This window comes from Arcicella gelida (assembly GCF_034931025.1).
GTDB lineage: Bacteria > Bacteroidota > Bacteroidia > Cytophagales > Spirosomataceae > Arcicella > Arcicella gelida.
Genome location: NZ_JAYGIL010000070.1, coordinates 1 through 1,527, shown reverse-complemented (window position 1 = coordinate 1,527; position 1,527 = coordinate 1). Strand labels below are relative to the sequence as shown.

Here is a 1,527-nt window from a genome sequence, read left to right as displayed (position 1 = left end):
AAGAATCCTACCAAAACCTTTATGCAACTCTGGACTGAATGTATTAATATATTCACCAAATGGACAAATATTCAAGTGTCTCATAATCAAATATTTACAAAAACCTTCGGGTAGAGTAGGTTTTTACATAGCTTTTACACTTTTTTACATTTCATTTACTACCTACGCTTTTCAAATTGATAGGTTTGTCTTAGTTAATTTAAACTCAAACAAATATCAATATGAAAAAAACGCTCATCCTTTCGCTAGTGCTATTTTCTTACGCTTTAATGGCACAAACTCCATCTAGTAATTATTCCGCTGTATTGTTTAACAGTAAAACAATGATTGAAAAATTTAACAAAAAGAAATGTTGTAAACTATCATCAAAAAACAAAGGAGTTGTAAAAACTAGTCGTGTTGAATCAACAAAAAAAGAAACGAAAGAACCCCTTTCTTTAGTTATTCCTTACCGTATCGCTATCAAAGACCAGCCTTTAGAACAAAAGTTGCTTTCGTTTAATGAAATCTTTCCTAAAATTGATATTAATAATGTACCAGTTACTTGTAAAAAGAAAGACAATGCTGTTTTATTAACGAGTTCAAACCTATATACTTTACCTCAAAATGAAATTACCGTTGAATAAACGGGGACTAAATCATTCCTTCTCTAAACCCTATTTACCATGAAAATGCTTATTACTTTATCATTGCTATTGAGTTATTTATCTGGATTTGCGCAACAGAAATTTGATTTATCCATTTCCGAAAGTCAGGTTTTTTGGAAAGGAACACCTGCATTTGGTTTTGGCGGACATGAAGGCACATTGAAGTTTTCAGCTGGAAATATTATAGTTGCTAACAATGGTAAAATACAAGGAGGCTCTTTTATAATTGATATGAATAGTATCAAAAATACATATCAAAAAGATTTGAAAGGACAACGGAATTTAGAAGAACACTTAAAAGCAGATGATTTTTTTGCTGTGAATAAATACCCGCAAGCAAATTTTGTAATTGTTAAAGTACAACCAAGCTCCCAACCCAATAATTACACTGTAACAGGAAATTTTATTATGCGAGGCATCTCAAATCAAATTGTCTTTACCGCTTACATCAATCACGATAAGAACAATATTTTTGCCAAAGCCAATTTGAACATCTATCGTTCCAGATGGGGAATTACCTATAAAACACCAAATTTTATTTCAACCATCAAAGATGATTTAATCTCCGACGAAATACCGATTAAGCTGGATTTAGTTTTTAAAAAGTAAGTATTATGAGTACATAAATCTATAAGGATTTGACTTTAAAATCTCTTACCATTGTTTATGTCTTCACAAACAATTAGACGGCTTTCCACTTAGTTGTTGGTGAGACACGAACAATGGCAGAAGACAAGAACCTTAATGCTCCAATATTACTATGGCTTCCCTTGAAAATTGTTTTTCGATATTGATTTAGAATAAAATCCACTCATATTCTGGGTGGATTTTTCATTTCACTTACGGTGATTTATTAAAAAAATACAATTTTATTTGACTT

General features: G+C 30.9%; 2 protein-coding genes. Both read left to right on the top strand.

The annotated features are described in order from the left end of the window. The first annotated feature begins 221 nt into the window (after positions 1 to 221). Positions 222 to 626 carry a hypothetical protein gene (locus VB776_RS24440; RefSeq protein WP_323699463.1) on the top strand — a complete coding sequence of 135 codons (405 nt, stop codon included), beginning with the start codon at positions 222 to 224 and terminating at the stop codon, positions 624 to 626. 39 nt (positions 627 to 665) lie between these two features. Beyond that, positions 666 to 1,256, top strand: a complete 591-nt coding sequence (locus VB776_RS24435; protein ID WP_323699462.1) for a YceI family protein — start codon at positions 666 to 668, stop codon at positions 1,254 to 1,256. Positions 1,257 to 1,527: the final 271 nt, after the last annotated feature.

Coding starts and splice junctions, on each gene's coding strand:
- VB776_RS24440 (WP_323699463.1), top strand. CDS start 222: ATGAAAAAAACGCTCATCCTTTCGCTAGTGCTATTTTCTTACGCTTTA.
- VB776_RS24435 (WP_323699462.1), top strand. CDS start 666: ATGAAAATGCTTATTACTTTATCATTGCTATTGAGTTATTTATCTGGA.